The sequence below is a fragment of the Streptomyces sp. NPDC031426 genome (assembly GCF_055581585.1).
The window spans coordinates 378,777-394,347 of record NZ_JBVIJE010000003.1 but is presented as its reverse complement, the minus strand read 5'-3'; the positions used below and the strand labels follow the sequence as shown (position 1 = coordinate 394,347).

Below are 15,571 nucleotides of genomic sequence, written 5' to 3'. Positions count from 1 at the left end.
GAATCGTGTCCATGGCAGCACTAGGGTTACTCGCCATGTGGCCAGATCAGCAGCCGCCAGGGGGCGCGCCAAACCCGCAGAACAACCCGTATCAACAGCCGGGTTATCAGCAGCCGAACCCGTACCAGCAGCCCGGATACCAGCAGTATCCGCAGGCCGGGCCGTACGGTCAGCAGCCGCAGTGGGGGCAGCCGCAGCCGCCCACCATGCCCGTCCCGCAGCCGCCGCAGGGAGGTGGCGGGCGCACCAAGCTGATCGCGATCGCCGCGGCCACGGCGGTCGTGGTGGCCGCGGGAGTGACCGGCTATCTCGTCCTCGGCGGGAAGGACGACAAGAACGACCAGGCGGACAGCGGCAAGGGCGGGCAGCACGCGAGCCAGTCGCCCACGTCCCAGCCCACGGCCAGTTCGTCGGCGACGGACGACCCGCGCGGCACCGGGACGGAGAAGCCGACCATCGCCGGCTGGAAGGTCGTGGTGAACCCCAAGTGGGGCGTGGCCTTCGACGTACCCGCCGACTGGGAGGTGCAGTCCCCCGGCATGAGCATCGGCTTCGACATCCCGAAGGGCGAGCAGGACACGGGCATCATCATGTCGGGCGTCGCCGAGGACCAGCCGAAGTGGTGCGCCTCCGACGACGACAAGGACGGACGGACCGAGGACACCTCGCTGGGGACCGTCGGCGTCAAGGGTGCCAGCGGCGCCAAGAACACGGACGAGATCGCGATCAACACGCCGGCCTGGTGGGTCTACGGCGGTTACACCCAGCCCGACAAGAAGAGCATCTCCTGGGACAAGAAGGCCACCCCCTTCACCACGGATTCGGGCATCAAGGGCAGCTACGCCTGGGCCCAGTCGACGCACACGCCGAAGAAGGGCAAGTGCATCAGCGACGGCAAGGCGCTCACCTTCGGCTTCCAGAACTCGGTGCACGACTATGTGTCGTTCAACTTCTACGGAGCCACGGGAGTGAACGGCGAGGTCCCCAGGGCGACCGTTCTGAAGATCCTCCACACGGTCCGCCTGCACGGAGACCCGACGAACCAGTGACCCCGCGGGGCGGCTTCGGCACCGCGGTCGAAAACGCGCACTGCGACGCACCGCGCAGTCCCTCCTGCGCGGGCCGCAACTGCTCGCTGCTGACCGCGGCGGCCGTCGTGACCGGTGTCGGTCCCAACGGCTCGCTCGCCGCCGCCGCGTTCGCCGTGCTGTACGCGGGCGGCGACGGCGCAGACGCGGGACTGGTCGCCGCCTCGCGCACCGTGCCGCGCCACCACCTGCCTACCACCAGCGGAAACGCCGTCGAAGAACGAAGCTGCCCCATGTCTGCAGCAGGCGCGGTGGCGCGCCGCCAGTCGTCGGCGAGGTCGGGCCGAGGGCACGCAAGCGGCGGGCTGGGTTCACAGGCGCACGATGATCAGGGCGGTGTCGTCGGCGGCGTCACCGGCTGGGAGTAGATCGGTGAGCACGGCGCCCTCGCGGAAGGCCGCGGCAGCCTGGATCCGGGGAGCGTGTTGAAGGCGGGCGGCCAGGATGCCGACAAGCCACATTTGGTTTCAGACGATACCGTATCGAATGAGTGGATAGCGTAAAGTTGACCTCATGAGCGCCGACGTTCCTCTCAGGACCACGCCCTCGCGCGTCACCGACCGCCCCGGGGACACCTCACCTTTCGCTCTCGGCCTGCTGCTGCGCCGGGCGCACTGGCGCGCGGCTGCTGTGATGGAGGAGGCGCTTCGGCCGCTCGGCATCGAGCTGCGGCACTTTGCCGTGCTGATCGTGCTTGTCGACCGTGGGCCCACGGTGCAGCGGGACTTGGCGGCGGCGACAGGGTCCGACAAGGCGGGCATCATGAGGATTGTGGACGATCTGGAGCGCAGCGGGCTCGCCGTACGCAAGAGCGTTCCAGGGGACCGGCGGGTGCGGGCGGTGGAGATCACGCCTCAAGGACTGGAAATCTTCGATGCGGCCCATGTGGCGGCGGAGCCGCTGGCTGAGCGTCTGGTTGCCGATCTCGGTCCCGGCGAGCCCGAGAAGCTGACCGATCTACTGACCCGGATCGCGTATCCCGCAGACGGCGAGGCGTAGGCGCGCCTGCGCACTGGTTGCCCGCCACGTGGGCGGCGACGCCGCGTGACCCCTCGCCCCAGGGCGTCACACGGGCGCCCATGGCCCTGGGGGGTCACACGGCGAGGCGTTGCGCGAGCTCCTTGGCCTTGGCCAGCGCGTGCTCGAAGGCACGCTCGCGGGAGGCCTCGTAGAGGGGGATCAGTTCTGCCATGGCCGGGTTGCGGGGGGCCATGGTGAGTTCCGGGACGATGAAGTCGAGGTCCAGGCCGAGGGTGCCCTTGAGGACAGCCTCCAGGTAGTTCTGCACGAACTCGTAGCCCTCGCGCGGGGTGCCCGGCGCGTAGGAGCCGCCGCGGCTGGCGACGACGGTGACCGGGGTGCCCTGGGCGGAGGGGGTCTCGCCGGCCGTGCGGCCGAGCAGGAGCACGCTGTCCAGCCACGCCTTGAGGGTCGAGGGGATCGAGAAGTTGTACATGGGGGCGCCGATCAGGACGGCGTCCGCCTGCTCCAGCTCCTCGATGAGCTTCACGCGTGCGGCGAACGCGGCGGACTGCTCCGGCGTGCGCTCGGTGGGGGCGGCGTATCCGGCGGCCCAGGCGTCGGCAGTCATGTGCGGGACAGGGGCGGCGGCGAGGTCGCGGTAGATCACCGTGCCCCCCGGATGCTGTTCCTCCCAGGTCCTGCGAAAGGCGGCCGTGACCGAGCGGGACGAGGACGTCTCGCCGGGAAACACGGACGAGTCGATGTGCCGCAGCGTGGCCATGGACCTTCTCCAAAGTGCAGCTGCCCGAGGCGGGATAACCAAGGGCCGGGGATTTGTGCTCGACGATAGTTAAACACGCGATGGTATTGAGTGATACCATCTCGCATGTAACGAAAGCGGGGGCGTTAGCAGACGAGGAGCCGGACGGTCATGGACGTCCACGAGGCGGTCGGGAGCCGACGAGCGGTGCGCGGATCCACCGATCGGGATGTGCCGAGAAAGGCGCTGGAGCGCGTGCTCTCCGCCGCGGCCTGGGCGCCGTCCGCGTCGAACCTCCAGCCGTGGCACGCCTACGCGGTGACCGGCGCACCGCTGACCGAGATCAAGAAGCGCGCCGGCGAACGCCTCGCCGCAGGTGGCCCCTGGGACGAGCCGGAGTACGAGCAGTACCCGCCGGCACTGAAGTCCCCGTACCGCGAGCGCCGGGCCGCCTTCGGCGAGCAGCGCTACGGCGCACTCGGTATCGCTCACGAGGACACAAAGGCGCGCCAGCGGGCCGCTGCGGCGAACTGGGACTGTTTCGGCGCGCCCGCTGCCCTGTTCTGCTACATCGACCGGGACCTGGGGCGGCCGCAATGGTCCGACGTCGGCATGTATCTGCAGACCGTCATGCTGCTGCTCCGCGCAGAAGGGCTGCACAGTTGCCCGCAGATGGCGTGGTCGGTGTATCGCAAGACCGTCGCGCAGATCCTGTCACCCCCGGACGAGCTCATCCTCTTCTGCGGCATGTCGATCGGATTCGAAGACGTCACGGCCCGTGACGCCCGTACCGGCCGGGCCCCACTCGACGAGACGGTCACCTTCGTCGACGGTCTCCGACGCCGCCCCTCCTCAGTCCCATGAGGCGCCTGCTGCCGCGCCCGCACAGTCGCACATATGCCATATTTGCGCACATAAACCCAATGAAAGGCATACCATGAAGATCGCAGTCATCGGCGGTACCGGACTGATCGGATCACAGGTCGTCACAGACCTGACCGCTGCCGGGCACGAGGCGGTACCCCACTCGAAATCCACCGGTGTCGACGTCATCAGCGGCCAGGGACTGGACCAGGCTGTGGCAGGAGCCGACGTCGTCGTCAACCTGACGAACTCCCCGACCTTCGACGAAGCCTCCCCGGCCTTCTTCCAGACCTCGATGGACAACCTCCTCGCCGCGGCCCACAAGGGCGGCGTCGGGCACTTCGTCATCCTCTCGATCGTCGGGGCGGACCAGGTGCCGGAGCTGGACTATTACAAGGCCAAGGTGCTCCAGGAGAAGCTCCTCGCGGCCGGGCCGGTGCCCTACTCGATCGTCCGGGCGACGCAGTTCATGGAGTTCATGGATGCCGTCCTGTCCTGGACCGCCGACGGCGACACCGTCCGGTTGCCCGCCACGCCGATCCAGCCGATCGCCTCCAAGGACGTGGCCATGGCGGTGGCACAGGTCGCCGCGGGCGCCCCGCTGAACGGCATTCGCAACATCGCCGGCCCCGAGATCTTCGGCCTGGACGAGCTGGGCCGCATCACCCTGTCCCACAGGGGCGACAACCGTACTGTCGTCACCGACCCCGCTGCCGGCATGTTCGCCGTCGTCAAGGGTGACGTCCTCACCGACAAGAACGCCCACCTCGCCCCCACCCGCTACACCGACTGGCTTTCCTGACCCGCTCGCGTTCTCTCGGAGCAGATGAGGGAGGTAGATGATCTTGGATGTCTATGAGGCGGTCATGAGCCGACGGGCGGTTCGCGGGTTCACCGACCGACAAGTCCCGCGGGAGGTGCTGGAGCGTGTGCTCTCCGCCGCGGCCTGGGCGCCGTCCGGATCGAACCTCCAGCCGTGGCACGCCTATGTGCTGACGGGCCCGCCTCTGGCCGAGCTCAAGAGGCGGGCCGGCGAGCGCGTGGCCGCAGGCGACCCCTGGGACGAGCGGGAGTACGAGATGTACCCGGCCGCACTGAAGTCCCCGTACCACGAGCGCCGATCCGACTTCGGTCATGAGCGCTACAGCGCACTCGGCATCTCGCATGAGGACTGGGAGGCGCGCCAGCGGGCCGCTGCGGCGAACTGGGACTGTTTCGGCGCGCCCGCTGCCCTGTTCTGCTACATCGACCGGGACCTGGGGCGGCCGCAATGGTCCGACGTCGGCATGTATCTGCAGACCGTCATGCTGCTGCTCCGCGCAGAAGGGCTGCACAGTTGCCCGCAGATGGCGTGGTCGGTGTATCGCAAGACCGTCGCGCAGATCCTGTCACCCCCGGACGAGCTCATCCTCTTCTGCGGCATGTCGATCGGGTTCGAGGACGTCACGGTGGGCTACATCCGTACGGGCCGGGCGCCGCTCGGTGAGACGGTCACGTTCGTCGAGGGTTAGGTTTTCCCGGACGTCCGCACGCCGGACCGCCGCAGCCGGCCGGTCGCCGCCTCCCCGGCCGCGTCAGCCGATGCCGAACGCCCCGCCTGGGGGCTCGGGGGACGGTACGGCGTCGGCGTCCTCGACCGGCCGGGCGGCACCGGTGAACTCCCGCACCGCCGCCCCGTGTTCGACCCGCGCGGGAAAGGCGTCCGCGGCGGCACGGCGGGCCAGCGCGGCGGTGTCGAGGGGCCGGTGCGCGGCGGCGAGCACCGCGTTGCCGAACCGCCGCCCGCGCAGCACCGCCGGCTCGGCGATCAGCACCAGCTCCTCGAAAACGGCGGCCAAGGTGGCCAGTTGGGAGCGCAGGAACCCGAACGGCGCGGCGTCCGCGAGGTTGGCCAGATAGACCCCGCCGGGCCGCAGCACCCGCTCGGCCTCCCGTGCGTAGGCGAGCGTGGTCAGATGCGCCGGTACCCGGGACCCGCCGAAGACGTCGGCGATCAGCACATCGGCGTGGTCGTCCGGGGCCGCCTCCAGCCAGGCCCGGGCGTCGGCGGCGTGCACCGCGACGCCCGAGCCCTCCGGCAGCGGCAGATACTCGGCGACCAGCTCCAGCAGCCCCCGGTCGGCCTCGACGACATCCTGCCGCGAGCCGGGCCGGGTGGCCGCCACGTACCGGGGCAGTGTGAGCGCCCCTCCCCCGAGGTGCAGCACATCCAGCGGCCGCCCGGCCTCGGCGACGGTGTCCAGGACATACCCGAGCCGGCGCGCGTACTCGAACTCCAGATACGCCGGCTCATCCAGATCGACGTACGACTGCGGCGCCCCGTCGACGGTGAGCAGCCAGGCCCGCGCACGATCGACGTCGGGCATGAGCTTGGCGGTGCCGTGGTCGGTGGTGCGGGAAACGGGTATCGGTTCGTTCACTTGTCCATTGTGGTGTCCGTGGGGGGTCTCACTCCACGGTGGACACCGTCCCCGCACCCACGGTCCGTCCACCCTCACGGATGGCGAACCCGAGCCCCGGCTCCAACGGCACCTCCCGCCCCAGCTCAACGACCATCTCCACGGTCTCCCCGGGCCGGGCGGCACCCACCGGACCGAGGTCGACGTCCCCCACCACATCCGCCGTACGGATGTAGAACTGCGGCCGGTACCCGGTCAGCACCGGCGTCGTACGGCCCCCCTCGCGCCCCGACAGCAGATACACCCGAGCCGAGAACCGCCGGGCGGGCACGACACTGCCCGGAGCCGCCACGACGTGCCCGCGTCGCACGGCATCGCGTGGCACGCCCCGCAGCAGTACCGCCACGTTGTCCCCGGCCTGCGCCTCGTCCATGGGCTTGCCGAAGGTCTCCAGCCCGGTGACGACGGACTCCACATCGGCGCCGAGCACCGACACCCGGTCCCCCAGGCGGAGCGTCCCCCGCTCCACGGCGCCGGTGACGACCGTGCCCCGGCCGGTGATCGTGAGCACGTTCTCCACCGGCAGCAGGAACGGCGCGTCCAGGTACCGCTCCGGCATGGGCACATAGGTGTCCACCGCGTCGAGCAGCGCCTCGATGGATGCCGTCCAGCGCGGGTCGCCCTCCAGTGCGCGCAGCCCGGAGACCCGTACGACCGGCACGGCGTCGCCCGGGTAGCCCTGGGCCGTGAGCAGGTCGCGGACCTCCAGCTCGACGAGGTCGATCAGCTCCTCGTCGTCCGTGCCGTCGGCCTTGTTGAGCGCGACGACGATGTGGTCGACGCCCACCTGCCGGGCGAGCAGCAGGTGTTCGGCGGTCTGCGGCATGATGCCGTCGAGCGCGGACACGACGAGGATCGCCCCGTCGAGCTGCGCCGCGCCGGTGACCATGTTCTTGACGTAGTCGGCGTGCCCCGGCATGTCCACGTGGGCGTAGTGCCGGGTGTCGGTCTCGTACTCGACGTGCGCGATGTTGATGGTGATGCCGCGCGCGGCCTCCTCCGGGGCCCGGTCGATGCGGTCGAACGAAACGTATCGAGTGGTGCTGCCGGAGCCGCGCTCCGCGAGGACCTTGGTGATGGCGGCGGTCAGGGTGGTCTTGCCATGGTCGACGTGCCCCATGGTGCCGATGTTCAGGTGCGGCTTGGTGCGCACGTAGGCCGTTTTGGACATGGCTGTACCTCGAAGCCTCTCAGCCGTGAGAAGGAAATGCGGGACCCCGGGGACTGGCCGACCCTCCCCCTGCGGGGTCCGCCGGACGTTCCGGAGAGGGTCAGCTTCGGGCGCCGTCGACAGCGGCCACGAGGATCTGGACGGCAGCCTTCGGCGCATCCGCGACGGCGGATGCTGCGAGGAGGAAGGCGTACCGGAACATGCCGTCGATCCTCGTCGACGGCATGTCCGGCGTCGAATGGTTTTCCGCCGCGCGGAGTTCAGCCGCCGATGTGCTTCAGCGCCTCCCGGACGGTCAGCGGCGCGAACCGGCCCCGGACGAAGAGGTCGGGATGCCCGGACTGGAGCAGGCAGTAGGTGAACAGCCGGTCCGTGTCGGTGCTTTCCTTGTGGGCCAGCTGGTGGAGCAGGGCCGTGCGCACCGGCATCGGGCCGGCCCGACCGGGGTCTGCGGCGGCCGGGAACACGGCCGTCACCCGCTCCAGCACGGTGTCGGCGAGGGCGCTGCGCGGCAGATCCGGCGGGGCCGCCCCGGTGACGGTCATGAACGCACCCTACTGTCGAATACACGTTCGCGCGCGTCACGCGAACCACAGCTCAGCGGCCCCTCCCGACGCGGGTTGCACCCCCTTGCGCACCGGCGTTACCTGGAAGTACTGGCGGTGGAGCGGCGGAGGTGACAGAGGTGAAGGCCGTCGTCTACGAAGAGCCCTTCAGCGTGGTGGTGAAGGACGTCCAGGATCCCCGGATCCAGCATCCCAACGATGTGCTGGTACGCGTCACGTCGAGCGCCATATGCGGCTCGGACCTGCACATGTACGAAGGCCGCACGGCGGCCGAGTCGGGCATCGTCTTCGGGCACGAGAACCTCGGCATCATCGAGGAGGTCGGCAGCGGCGTGACCTCCCTGAACCAGGGTGACCGTGTCGTGATGCCGTTCAACGTCGCCTGCGGATTCTGCAAGAACTGTCTCGCCGGGAAGACCGGCTTCTGCCTGACGGTCAACCCCGGATTCGCGGGCGGGGCCTACGGCTATGTGGCGATGGGCCCCTACAAGGGCGGCCAGGCCGAGCTGCTGCGGGTGCCGTTCGCCGACTTCAACTGCTTGAAACTGCCTCCGGGCGACGAGTTCGAGACCGATTTCGTGCTGCTCGCCGACATCTTCCCGACGGGCTACCACGGCTGCGAACTCGCCCAGGTGTCCCCCGGTGAGAGCGTGGCCGTCTACGGCGCCGGACCGGTGGGGCTGATGGCCGCCTACTCGGCGCTGCTGCGCGGTGCGTCGAAGGTGTTCTCCGTCGACCGGGTGCCCGAGCGGCTCGCCAAGGCGGAGGAGATCGGGGCCATCCCGATCGACTTCACCAAGGGCGACCCGGCGGAGCAGATCAAGGAGCAGACCGGAGGCGAGGGCACCGACAAGGGTGTCGACGCCGTCGGCTACCAGGCCCAGGCGCACGACGCCAGCCACGAGGAGCCGGCCATCGTCCTCAACGAGCTGGTCATGACGGTACGGCCGACCGGCATGCTCGGTGTGCCGGGTCTGTACGTGCCCTCGGACCCGGGCGGTCCCGACGAGCACGCCAAGCACGGCCAGCTGCTGGTCTCCATCGGCAAGATGTTCGAGAAGGGCCAGCAGATGGGCACCGGTCAGTGCAACGTCAAGCGGTACAACCGTCAGCTGCGCGACCTGATCATCGCCGGGCGCGCCAAGCCCAGTTTCGTGGTCTCCCACGAGCTGCCGCTGGACCAGGCGCCGCAGGCGTACGAGAAGTTCGACAAACGGGTCGAGGGCTACACCAAGGTGGTACTGCATCCCGGGCACGCGCTCGCCGCGTGAGACACGGGCCGACAGGGCCGGGCGCCATGGGTGCCCGGCCCTGTCGATGCGCGGCACTTGACGGCGATCACACGCGTTCGTCGGTTAATGTCACCGGATGCTCGATGCCAACCGCTCTGGCACCGCCACGGCCCCTCCCCGGGCCGCCGCCACGGAGCTCGTCGTACCGGTGACGCCCCTGCCCCGCGCCGGTTTCGCCGGGCGGTGTGCGCGGGCGCTGGCGCACCCCTATGCCCGGCTGTCGCTGCTGCTCGCCCTGCTCGCCGGTGCCGCCGCCTGCGTGCTGGTCTTCGAACCGCAGCGGCTGCTGACGCACGGCTGGCCGCCGCAGCTGGGCGGGGCCGCGGCGGCCGCGGTGTTCGGTGTGGCGTACGGGCTGTGCACCGTGGCGTTCGTTCCGCGTCCCCTGCTCAACCTGGCGGCGGGCGCGCTGTTCGGCTCGCAGCTGGGGCTGGCGACGGCGCTGGCGGGCACGGTCCTCGGGGCGGGTGTGGCCTTCGGGCTCGGGCGGGTGCTCGGGCAGGACGCGCTGCGCCCGCTGCTGCGGGGCCGCTGGCTGCGGGCGGCCGACGGTCAGCTGAGCCGGCACGGGTTCCGGTCCATGCTGGCGGCCCGGCTCTTCCCGGGCGTGCCGTTCTGGGCGGCGAATTACTGCGCGGCCGTCTCCCGCATGGGCTGGTGGCCGTTTCTGCTGGCCACCGCGGTCGGCTCGGTGCCGAACACCGCCGCCTACGCGGTCGCCGGCGCCCGCGCCTCCGCGCCGACGTCTCCCGCCTTCCTGATCGCGACGGCCGGTATCGCCGTACCGGCGCTGCTGGGCGCGGTGGTGGCCTGGCGCAAGCGCCACCACCTGCGCCGCCGGTAACGGTCACATCGGTCGGACGCCTTCGAGGATCATCGCGTTGGCCAGTCCGCCCGCCTCGCACATGGTCTGCAGGGCGTAGCGGGCGCCGCGTTCCCGCATGGCGTGGACCAGGGTGGTGGTCAGCCGGGTGCCGCTGGCGCCGAGCGGGTGGCCGAGGGCGATCGCGCCACCGTGCACATTGACCTTCGCCAGATCGGCGCCGGTCTCCTGCTGCCAGGCCAGCACCACGCTGGAGAACGCCTCGTTGACCTCGAAGAGGTCGATGTCGGCCAGGCTCAGCCCCGCCCTGCGGAGCACCTTCTCCGTGGCCGGTATGACGCCCGTCAGCATCAGCAGCGGATCGGAGCCGGTGACGGCGAAGCTGTGCAGGCGGGCCAGCGGGCGCAGACCGAGGCGGGCCGCGGTGTCGCTGGAGGTGATCAGTACGGCGGAGGCGCCGTCGTTGATGGGGCTGGCGTTGCCCGCGGTCACGTTCCACTCGATCTGCGGGAAGCGCTCGGCGAAGCCGGGGTCGTGGTAGGCGGGCCTGAGGCCGGCGAGGACCTCCGGGGTGCTGTCGGGGCGTACGCACTCGTCGCGGGCGACGCCGTCCAGCGGCGCGATCTCAGCGTCGAACAGGCCCTTGTCCCAGGCCGCGGCGGCCTTGCGGTGCGAGGAGACGGCGAACTCGTCCATCCGCGCGCGCGTGAGGGACCACTTGGCGGCGATCAGCTCCGCGCTGATGCCCTGCGGGACCAGGCCCTCGGGGTAGCGCTCGGCGACGCCGGGACCGAACGGGTCCTTGCCCGCAGGCACGTTGGACCACATCGGCACCCGGCTCATCGACTCCACACCGCAGGCGACCACCAGGTCGTACGCCCCGGACATGACGCCCTGCGCGGCGAAGTGCACAGCCTGCTGGGAGGAGCCGCACTGGCGGTCCACCGTGGTCGCCGGGACCGTCTCGGGGAAGCCGGCGGACAGGACGGCGTACCGGGTGGTGTTCATGGCCTGCTCGCCGACCTGGTCGACGGTGCCGCCGATGACGTCGTCGATCAGCGCGGGGTCGACGCCGGAGCGCTCGACCAGGGTGCGCAGGGTGTGGGCGAGCAGTTGCACCGGGTGGACATGGGCGAGGGAGCCGTTCGGCTTGCCCTTGCCGACGGGGGTGCGTACGGCTTCGACGATCACTGCGTCGCGCATGGCGGGGCCTCCTTGGCCGCCTGGCTGTCCGCGGCCGGCCGGGTGGCGGGCTGCGGCAGCTACCAGTGAGTAGGAAATCCAAACTCACCATAGCTCGAAGGGTTGGAAAAACAAACCCTCATCTAGACTGGCCCACATGGCCGCCATGAAAGACCCGCGCCCCTGCTCCATCGCCGACGCCCTCGCGCTGGTCGGTGAGAAGTACTCCCTGCTCGTCCTGCGCGAGGTGTGCCTGGGCAACGGCCGCTTCGACCAGCTCGTGCGCAACATCGGCGCCCCGCGCGACATCCTGGCCGCCCGGCTGCGCCGGCTCGTGGACGCCGGGATCCTCACCAAGCGCGCCTATAGCGAGCGCCCGCAGCGCTTCGAGTACCGGGCCACGCAGGCCGGCCTGGAGCTCGAGCCGGTCCTGATGACGCTCAAGGAGTGGGGCGACCGCCACATCCGCAAGGGCGCCGACCTGCCCATGGCGGTCGAGCACATCTGCGGCAACGAACTGGTCCCGGTCCTCATCTGCCGGGCCTGCGGCGAGGAGGTCCGCCACGAGGACGTGACGGCCCATCCGCAGGCGCCGGGGTGGACGCGCACCGGACCGACGGCGGCGTGAGGCTCAGGGCACGGTGAGGGCCTCGTTCCACTCACGGATGTGCCATGCCTTCACCACTCCGTGCAGGACGAACACGGGTCACCGGCGACGAACTCCTCGGCCGCCTCGCGCGTGCGGAAGACGGCCATCGAGCCCGCTCCCGGGGGTTCGCGAACGGGCCGGTCATCAGCAGCTCGCCGCGTTCGACGAAGGGCTGGTAGCGGGCCACGTGGGCGGCGAAGCGGGCGGGCGCCTTCTCGTCCAGGTCATCGGCCGACTCGTAGAACGCCACGTACTTCATCGGGCCTCCCCGCGCATCGGGCCCTTCCCTCTCCGGGCTACCCGCCCGGGCGACCGGGCCGACCGGCCCCCGGCCCCCGGCGGGCCTGCCATGGCCGGCTTGCCACGGCCGGGGCGCGGACGCCCCCGGACGCCGGCACGACCGCTAGGGCCCCGGGTAGACATCCAGCCGCCCGCACATCCCGAACTTTCCCTGCTCAACGGGCAGTTCCGCCCGCACGACCGCCTCGGCGAGGTACGAAGCGTCACCCCGTTCCAGGCGGTCCAGCTGCTCCCCCGTGGCCGCTGCGGCAGCGACGGCGCCGCTCCTCCAGCGCCGGCGCCACTCGGCGATCCGGGGCCGCACCAGCGCGGCGGCGGCCCGGTGGAAGGCGGCCAGCGGCTCCGGTCCCGAGGCCTCACGGAGCGCCCGGTAGCCGTCCAGGGCCAGGTCACGCCGGGCGCGGGCGATCCGCTTCCGCTCGGCCTCCGGGGCCTCGGCCGGGATCGTGGTCGCGGCGGCGTACGTCTCCGGGTCGGCCAGGTACTCCGGCGGGAGCGTGAGCACCGCGTCCCCCGCCTCCGGCAGCCCGCTGTTCTGCATCAGGACGGTGATGCGCAGATCGCCCTCGTTGACCAGCCGGTGGATGGTGCCCGGCGTGAACCAGGCGACCCTGCCGGGCGCGAGCGGGGTGACCTCGTAGCCGGACGCGGTCAGGGTCTGTACCGCGCCCCGGCCACCGGTGACGACGTACGCCTCCGAACAGGCCAGATGCATATGGGGAGTTCCGCCGCGCACCCCGTCGGCGGCGGGCCAGTCGTACACGCACAGCCCCGAGACGGCGACCCCGCCCGGCAGACCCGTGAACGTGTGCTCTCCGGCGCTCACCACGGATGCGCCTCCAGGTACTTGACGACGTCCTCCCGCTGCCAGGCACCGTCCGCCACGACGACCCGGTAGCGGCGGCGGAGCGTGTCGCCGGCGGCGAGTTCCAGCTCCTCGAAGAAGGACCAGGAGGCGGCGACGGCGGCGAAGGGATCGTTGCGCACGAACCAGTGGGCGGGATGGGTTCCGCCCGCGCCGGAGTGGTCGTTCTCCGGGGCGTGCGCGAAGACGAGGGTGGCATGGCCGTCGGTGCCGTCGTGTTCGCCGCAGTACGCGAGCCAGGGCGCCCGGGTGCCCATCAGCGCGGGCCCCTCCCCCTGCGGCCCGATGATCCGCCCCGCCCGGAAGGCACGTGGGCCCCGCCAGAACAGGCCGGTGTAGCCCGCCAGTTCGCGCCCGGCGGTGGTCGGGCTGCCGAAGACGAGCGGCTCGGCACGCCGGTTGATGATCGCACTGGTCCACGTCAGCGCCCAGGAGCCGGAGTCCGGGTCGACGTCGTGGACCTCGATCCGCCGCTCCTCCTCGGCCCACAGCTCACCGTCGTACGGATGCCAGGTCAGCCGCTCGGCGATCGTCGCCCGGCCGTCGGCCGCCGAGACCTCGTCGAAACCGGCGTGGCGCATCGAGCCGACCCGCTCGGGCAGTTCCAGATACCCCTGCCCGTGGACGTAGGTGTTGCCGCCCCACAGGTTCGCCCCGGACAGGTGCGAGGCGGTCAGGGACAGGCCCTTGTGCCAGCGGTGGTCGTTCGGGCGGTAGTCGGTGACGACGGCACCGGCGAGGGTGCGGACCGGGTGGAGGTACGACCGGGGGGCCTCCCAGGCGGCTTCGGGACGGTAGACGTAGGCGAACAGCTCGACGCCGGCGGCCGGTTCGGAGACGGTGATCCGGTCGCCGTACGCATGGACGAGCCGCAGTCCGCCGGTCATGCCGGGACCTCCTCGGCGGTCGCGGGCGCCCAGCCGGGGGCGCCGCCGTGCAGGGCGGTGTAGTAGGGGTCGCCGGGGCCGATCTCGCCGGCACGGACGGTCGTGTCGGTGAAGGCCGACTTGTACAGGGCCGTGATCAGCTCCAGGCTGGTGCGCCCGTCCGCGCCGCTGCTGCGCGGCCGCTCGCCCGCCCGCATGCTCGCGACCAGTTCGCGCAGTTGGGCCAGGTGCGAGCTGGGCACGTCCGGACCGAAGTCCCGCCACCGCTCGGCCTGTTCGGCGGGGACGTGGGGGGCCGGGGTGATGCGCCAGTCGTCGTTGGCGTGCCCGTAGAGGTGGGTCAGCTCGACGGTCGCGCGCTCGCAGTCGACGCGGATGCGGCTGACCTCGTCGGGGCTCAGGACGCTGTTGACGACGGTCGCGAGAGCGCCGCTCGCGAAGCGGACCAGCGCGGTGGAGACGTCCTCCGTCTCGACGTCGTGCACCAGCCGCCCGGCCATGGCCCGCACCTCGCTCCAGGGCCCGAGCAGGTCCAGCAGCAGGTCCATCTGGTGAATGCCGTGGCCCATGGCCGGGCCGCCGCCCTCGGTGTGCCAGCGGCCCCGCCAGGGCACGGCGTAGTAGGCGGTGTCCCGGTACCAGGTGGTCTGACAGTGCGCCACCAGGGGCCGTCCGAGGGCGCCTTCGGCGAGCAGCCGGCGCGCATGCCTGGATCCGGAGCCGAACCGGTGCTGGAAGACGATCGCCGCGTACGGACCGCCGTCCGCGCGCTCCTCCGCCTCGATCGCGTCGAAGTCGGCGAGCGAGGGCACCGGCGGCTTCTCGCACCACACCCAGGCTCCGGCGCGCAGCGCCGCCACGGTCTGCGCGCGGTGCAGGGTGGGCGGGGTGCAGACGCTGACCAGGTCGGGCCGCTGTTCGGCCAGCATCCGGTCGAGGTCGGTGTAGGCGTGCGGGATGCCGGTCTCGGCACAGAAGGCCTCGACGGCGCCCTGGTCGATGTCGACGGCGGCGACGACCTCGGTCTCTCCCTCGCGTGCGAGCTGAGCCAGCGCGGGCAGATGGGAGCCGCGCCCGATGGCGCCGGTGCCGATGACGGCCGCCCGGATGCGCCGGCCGGTGAACGGAGTTGTGGGGCGAGGGCGGTTGGGCCTGGGCGGGACGGGAGCGGGTGGCATGGGCGGGTTCAGCACTCCTCCGGTACGGCGGGCGCGCGGGCCGGCAGTGCGGCAAGCAAAGCAGCAAGCGCTTTCTCCTGCGCTGCAACGTAAGCGGCGGCGCCGGGGCCGGTCAACACCGGGGAGCGAGTGAGCCGTTCACCCCCTGATGCGGCGCGGCGGCTCCGGCCCGCTACGCTGCCCTCGGTAGTTGATCATCCTTTTGCCTTCTCAGCGCTTGGACGCCGTACCTCCATGTCTTGGTTTGACTCCCTCGTCCTCGGACTCGTCCAGGCGGACCCGGGTGCGGCCTTCACGGCGATCACCCAGATCGGCACGGAGGTCACCAGGAGGCGTCGGGGGGCGGGCCGGGCCCGGGGTTGGCCGCGGAGGGCTCGCGGGGGCCCGTTCCGCGATCTCCGCGCCACCGCGACCATGCTCGTGGTCGTCGGCCTGGTCATCGGCATCGCCGACCGCCTGGCGGCCCGCGACGAGACCGGCGGCCGGCACCGCACACCCAAGCAGCGCTTCGTCCGGTACCGCGT

General features: G+C 71.2%; 18 protein-coding genes and 2 pseudogenes. 10 read left to right on the top strand and 10 right to left on the bottom strand.

Going from position 1 to position 15,571, the window contains the following annotated elements; all coding sequences use genetic code 11:
* The first annotated feature begins 35 nt into the window (after window positions 1-35).
* The 3 genes and pseudogenes from ACZ5NH_RS07335 (at window position 36) to ACZ5NH_RS07325 (ending at window position 2,087) form a co-directional block, all read left to right on the top strand.
* Window positions 36-1,049 carry a DUF8017 domain-containing protein gene (locus ACZ5NH_RS07335; RefSeq protein WP_468773360.1) on the top strand — a complete coding sequence of 338 codons (1,014 nt, stop codon included), beginning with the start codon at window positions 36-38 and terminating at the stop codon, window positions 1,047-1,049.
* Window positions 1,046-1,267, top strand: a pseudogene (locus tag ACZ5NH_RS07330) (hypothetical protein); the annotation flags it as partial. The gene ACZ5NH_RS07335 and the pseudogene ACZ5NH_RS07330, both read left to right, overlap by 4 nt.
* A 334-nt stretch (window positions 1,268-1,601) precedes the next feature.
* The gene (locus ACZ5NH_RS07325) at window positions 1,602-2,087 is read left to right on the top strand and encodes a MarR family winged helix-turn-helix transcriptional regulator (protein ID WP_388632553.1); all 486 of its coding nucleotides are present in this window, start codon (window positions 1,602-1,604) and stop codon (window positions 2,085-2,087) included.
* Between the two features lie 94 nt (window positions 2,088-2,181).
* Here the strand turns inward: ACZ5NH_RS07325 and ACZ5NH_RS07320 are convergent, their stop codons facing one another.
* Window positions 2,182-2,832 carry an FMN-dependent NADH-azoreductase gene (locus ACZ5NH_RS07320; RefSeq protein WP_468773359.1) on the bottom strand — a complete coding sequence of 217 codons (651 nt, stop codon included), beginning with the start codon at window positions 2,830-2,832 and terminating at the stop codon, window positions 2,182-2,184.
* 150 nt (window positions 2,833-2,982) lie between these two features.
* On the opposite strand from ACZ5NH_RS07320, the gene ACZ5NH_RS07315 reads away from it, so the two are divergent.
* The 3 genes from ACZ5NH_RS07315 (at window position 2,983) to ACZ5NH_RS07305 (ending at window position 5,186) form a co-directional block, all read left to right on the top strand.
* Window positions 2,983-3,675 (top strand): nitroreductase, encoded by a 693-nt coding sequence (locus ACZ5NH_RS07315; protein WP_468773358.1) that lies wholly within the window; start codon window positions 2,983-2,985, stop codon window positions 3,673-3,675.
* Between the two features lie 73 nt (window positions 3,676-3,748).
* Window positions 3,749-4,477, top strand: a complete 729-nt coding sequence (locus tag ACZ5NH_RS07310; RefSeq protein WP_388632547.1) for an SDR family oxidoreductase — start codon at window positions 3,749-3,751, stop codon at window positions 4,475-4,477.
* A gap of 43 nt (window positions 4,478-4,520) precedes the next feature.
* Window positions 4,521-5,186: a nitroreductase gene (locus ACZ5NH_RS07305; RefSeq protein ID WP_451553319.1), complete on the top strand. Its 666-nt coding sequence runs from the start codon at window positions 4,521-4,523 to the stop codon at window positions 5,184-5,186.
* A gap of 63 nt (window positions 5,187-5,249) precedes the next feature.
* Here ACZ5NH_RS07305 and ACZ5NH_RS07300 read toward each other — a convergent pair whose 3' ends face one another.
* The 4 genes from ACZ5NH_RS07300 to ACZ5NH_RS07285 all read right to left on the bottom strand — a co-directional run bounded on the left by ACZ5NH_RS07300 (window position 5,250) and on the right by ACZ5NH_RS07285 (window position 7,850).
* On the bottom strand, window positions 5,250-6,095 hold the full coding sequence (locus ACZ5NH_RS07300) for a spermidine synthase (RefSeq protein ID WP_388632542.1): 846 nt from the start codon (window positions 6,093-6,095) through the stop codon (window positions 5,250-5,252).
* A gap of 28 nt (window positions 6,096-6,123) precedes the next feature.
* Window positions 6,124-7,305, bottom strand: a complete 1,182-nt coding sequence (gene tuf, locus ACZ5NH_RS07295) for an elongation factor Tu (protein WP_468773357.1) — start codon at window positions 7,303-7,305, stop codon at window positions 6,124-6,126.
* Between the two features lie 100 nt (window positions 7,306-7,405).
* Complete coding sequence (locus ACZ5NH_RS07290; RefSeq protein ID WP_468773534.1) at window positions 7,406-7,531, bottom strand: hypothetical protein; 126 nt, start codon at window positions 7,529-7,531, stop codon at window positions 7,406-7,408.
* Between the two features lie 34 nt (window positions 7,532-7,565).
* Window positions 7,566-7,850 carry a hypothetical protein gene (locus ACZ5NH_RS07285; RefSeq protein WP_468773356.1) on the bottom strand — a complete coding sequence of 95 codons (285 nt, stop codon included), beginning with the start codon at window positions 7,848-7,850 and terminating at the stop codon, window positions 7,566-7,568.
* A 140-nt stretch (window positions 7,851-7,990) separates the two neighbouring features.
* Between ACZ5NH_RS07285 and ACZ5NH_RS07280 the strand changes: the two genes are divergently transcribed.
* Window positions 7,991-9,142 carry a glutathione-independent formaldehyde dehydrogenase gene (locus tag ACZ5NH_RS07280; RefSeq protein WP_451009016.1) on the top strand — a complete coding sequence of 384 codons (1,152 nt, stop codon included), beginning with the start codon at window positions 7,991-7,993 and terminating at the stop codon, window positions 9,140-9,142.
* A 97-nt stretch (window positions 9,143-9,239) separates the two neighbouring features.
* The gene (locus ACZ5NH_RS07275) at window positions 9,240-10,007 is read left to right on the top strand and encodes a TVP38/TMEM64 family protein (protein ID WP_468773355.1); all 768 of its coding nucleotides are present in this window, start codon (window positions 9,240-9,242) and stop codon (window positions 10,005-10,007) included.
* A gap of 3 nt (window positions 10,008-10,010) precedes the next feature.
* Here ACZ5NH_RS07275 and ACZ5NH_RS07270 read toward each other — a convergent pair whose 3' ends face one another.
* Entirely contained in the window at window positions 10,011-11,189 is a 1,179-nt protein-coding gene (locus tag ACZ5NH_RS07270) for a thiolase family protein (protein ID WP_468773354.1), read from the bottom strand.
* A gap of 136 nt (window positions 11,190-11,325) precedes the next feature.
* Here ACZ5NH_RS07270 and ACZ5NH_RS07265 point away from each other — a divergent pair, with 136 nt between their 5' ends.
* The gene (locus ACZ5NH_RS07265) at window positions 11,326-11,796 is read left to right on the top strand and encodes a winged helix-turn-helix transcriptional regulator (RefSeq protein ID WP_468773353.1); all 471 of its coding nucleotides are present in this window, start codon (window positions 11,326-11,328) and stop codon (window positions 11,794-11,796) included.
* Window positions 11,797-11,827: 31 nt separating this feature from the next.
* Here the strand turns inward: ACZ5NH_RS07265 and ACZ5NH_RS07260 are convergent, their stop codons facing one another.
* The 4 genes from ACZ5NH_RS07260 to ACZ5NH_RS07245 form a co-directional block, all read right to left on the bottom strand.
* Window positions 11,828-12,067 (bottom strand): YciI family protein, encoded by a 240-nt coding sequence (locus ACZ5NH_RS07260; protein ID WP_468773352.1) that lies wholly within the window; start codon window positions 12,065-12,067, stop codon window positions 11,828-11,830.
* Window positions 12,068-12,220: 153 nt separating this feature from the next.
* On the bottom strand, window positions 12,221-12,943 hold the full coding sequence (locus ACZ5NH_RS07255) for a cupin domain-containing protein (RefSeq protein ID WP_468773351.1): 723 nt from the start codon (window positions 12,941-12,943) through the stop codon (window positions 12,221-12,223).
* Entirely contained in the window at window positions 12,940-13,869 is a 930-nt protein-coding gene (locus ACZ5NH_RS07250; RefSeq protein WP_468773350.1) for a DUF6807 domain-containing protein, read from the bottom strand. The genes ACZ5NH_RS07255 and ACZ5NH_RS07250 overlap by 4 nt, the downstream gene beginning before the upstream one ends.
* Entirely contained in the window at window positions 13,866-15,047 is a 1,182-nt protein-coding gene (locus ACZ5NH_RS07245; protein WP_468773349.1) for a Gfo/Idh/MocA family protein, read from the bottom strand. Before ACZ5NH_RS07245 ends, ACZ5NH_RS07250 begins: the two co-directional genes overlap by 4 nt.
* 234 nt (window positions 15,048-15,281) lie before the next feature.
* Between ACZ5NH_RS07245 and ACZ5NH_RS07240 the strand changes: the two are divergent.
* Window positions 15,282-15,554: pseudogene (locus tag ACZ5NH_RS07240) on the top strand (undecaprenyl-diphosphatase); the annotation flags it as partial.
* Window positions 15,555-15,571 lie beyond the last annotated feature (17 nt).

Excerpts from the sequence above, each read along its gene's own strand:
- ACZ5NH_RS07250 (WP_468773350.1), bottom strand. The coding sequence starts at position 13,869 with ATGACCGGCGGACTGCGGCTCGTCCATGCGTACGGCGACCGGATCACC.
- ACZ5NH_RS07335 (WP_468773360.1), top strand. The coding sequence starts at position 36 with ATGTGGCCAGATCAGCAGCCGCCAGGGGGCGCGCCAAACCCGCAGAAC.
- ACZ5NH_RS07310 (WP_388632547.1), top strand. The coding sequence starts at position 3,749 with ATGAAGATCGCAGTCATCGGCGGTACCGGACTGATCGGATCACAGGTC.
- ACZ5NH_RS07320 (WP_468773359.1), bottom strand. The coding sequence starts at position 2,832 with ATGGCCACGCTGCGGCACATCGACTCGTCCGTGTTTCCCGGCGAGACG.
- ACZ5NH_RS07285 (WP_468773356.1), bottom strand. The coding sequence starts at position 7,850 with ATGACCGTCACCGGGGCGGCCCCGCCGGATCTGCCGCGCAGCGCCCTC.
- ACZ5NH_RS07325 (WP_388632553.1), top strand. The coding sequence starts at position 1,602 with ATGAGCGCCGACGTTCCTCTCAGGACCACGCCCTCGCGCGTCACCGAC.
- ACZ5NH_RS07290 (WP_468773534.1), bottom strand. The coding sequence starts at position 7,531 with ATGCCGTCGACGAGGATCGACGGCATGTTCCGGTACGCCTTCCTCCTC.
- tuf (WP_468773357.1), bottom strand. The coding sequence starts at position 7,305 with ATGTCCAAAACGGCCTACGTGCGCACCAAGCCGCACCTGAACATCGGC.
- ACZ5NH_RS07265 (WP_468773353.1), top strand. The coding sequence starts at position 11,326 with ATGGCCGCCATGAAAGACCCGCGCCCCTGCTCCATCGCCGACGCCCTC.
- ACZ5NH_RS07270 (WP_468773354.1), bottom strand. The coding sequence starts at position 11,189 with ATGCGCGACGCAGTGATCGTCGAAGCCGTACGCACCCCCGTCGGCAAG.
- ACZ5NH_RS07315 (WP_468773358.1), top strand. The coding sequence starts at position 2,983 with ATGGACGTCCACGAGGCGGTCGGGAGCCGACGAGCGGTGCGCGGATCC.
- ACZ5NH_RS07275 (WP_468773355.1), top strand. The coding sequence starts at position 9,240 with ATGCTCGATGCCAACCGCTCTGGCACCGCCACGGCCCCTCCCCGGGCC.
- ACZ5NH_RS07245 (WP_468773349.1), bottom strand. The coding sequence starts at position 15,047 with ATGCCACCCGCTCCCGTCCCGCCCAGGCCCAACCGCCCTCGCCCCACA.